This is a genomic window from Burkholderia sp. Tr-20390 (assembly GCF_017104595.1).
Lineage (GTDB): Bacteria > Pseudomonadota > Gammaproteobacteria > Burkholderiales > Burkholderiaceae > Burkholderia.
Genome location: NZ_JAAGPC010000396.1, coordinates 1 through 1,516, shown reverse-complemented (window position 1 = coordinate 1,516; position 1,516 = coordinate 1). Strand labels below are relative to the sequence as shown.

General features: G+C 73.2%; 2 protein-coding genes. One reads left to right on the top strand and one right to left on the bottom strand.

The window, feature by feature from the left end:
* Window positions 1-181: 181 nt before the first annotated feature.
* Window positions 182-658, bottom strand: coding sequence for a response regulator (locus tag G3N98_RS39195; protein WP_206151116.1), 477 nt, complete (start codon window positions 656-658; stop codon window positions 182-184).
* A gap of 195 nt (window positions 659-853) precedes the next feature.
* On the opposite strand from G3N98_RS39195, the gene G3N98_RS39190 reads away from it, so the two are divergent.
* A partial coding sequence (locus G3N98_RS39190) for a UdgX family uracil-DNA binding protein (RefSeq protein WP_241026300.1) occupies window positions 854-1,516 on the top strand: 663 nt, incomplete at its 3' end.

Sequence of the window (1,516 nt, the reverse complement as noted above, 5' to 3'; positions counted from 1 at the left end):
TGATGTGTTGCTTCACGTGACGCCGCCGCCACACGGATCCACCACATGCCATCCCCCCTTCCCCACGCCGCCCCCCTCCCGCTCTGCGCGCGGGCTGGCCGTCGTCGCGGGTCGGTCGGCCCGACATGCCGCCACGCGCACCGGCGGTTGATGCCTGCGCCGCGACGCCCCGGCGGCTTTTTTACAAGCGCCGTGTAACCGCCCCGTCCGGCGTCGCGCGGCCGCTCGCCGCGTCCAGATAGCCCAGCAGCCGGTGCGGCGTCAGCGGCTTCGCGCAGTGCGCGTCGAACCCGGCTTGCCTCGCCGCCTCGCAGTCGCGTCGCGACGCGAGCCCGCTGCACGCGACGAGCAACATGTCGCCGGTGTGCGGATCACCGCGCAGCCGCGCCGCCAGCTGCAGCCCGTCGAGGCCGGGCATCGCGATATCGAGCACGACCGCGAACGGCTGCCAGTCGCGTGCGATCGCGCAGACGGCGAACGGATCGACGGCAATGCGGCATTCGACGCCGCGCGCCTCGAGCAGCAGGCGCAGCGCATCGGCGGCGTCGCGATAGTCGTCGACGATCAGCACGCGACGCGGGCGCCTCGGCACGCTGTCGGGGGCGCGCCACAGCAGCACGTCGTCCGCGGCCGGATCGTCGCCGGGATCGGGAAGCATCGCGTTTCTCCTGTCGTTGACACCGCCTCCACGCAAACCCCGCGCCCGTCTCGGCCGATGCGGAACGGCGGTTGCTGCACAGGTGCGAATCGTCGTACCGGAGCCCTTCATGCGCGTCACGCTGCGCTTTCGTTTCTGTCCCGCCCCGCCGGCGTGGGCGACCTGTCGCGCCCTGGGCCGCACGGGCGTCGTCACATGACGCGCCATCCGCCGCCCGCCGACGCCGACGCCGACGCACCGGCGACACTCGGCGCGTGCCGCCGCTGTGCGTTGTGGGAGCATGCGACCCAGCCGGTGCCCGGCGCCGGCCCCGTCGACGCGACGATCATGCTGGTCGGCGAGCAGCCGGGCGACCAGGAGGACCGCCAGGGATTGCCGTTCGTCGGCGCGGCCGGGCGCATGCTGGACCGCGCACTCGATGAAGCCGGGATCGAGCGCGCGCACTGCTACCTGACGAACGCGGTCAAGCACTTCAAATGGGAGCCGCGCGGCAAGCGCCGGCTGCACAAGACGCCCGCGCAACGCGAGGTGGCCGCGTGCCGCTACTGGCTCGAACGCGAACTCGATGCGGTACGGCCGCGCGTCGTCGTCGCGCTCGGCGGCACCGCGTTGCGCGCGCTGCTGCAAGACAACGATGCGACGCTCGAGGCCGCGCGCGCGCCGATTCGCACGGCGCAAGGCCTGCTCGTCGTCGCGACCTATCACCCGTCGTACGTGCTGCGCACGCGCGGCGCCGATTCGCGCGAGCATGCGTACCGGAGGCTCGTCGACGCGTTGCGCACCGCATCGCGCCTGGCCGGCGAACCCGACCGCGACGGCGACCTCGATCGCGACAACCGGCACGGCGCACGCGGAGGG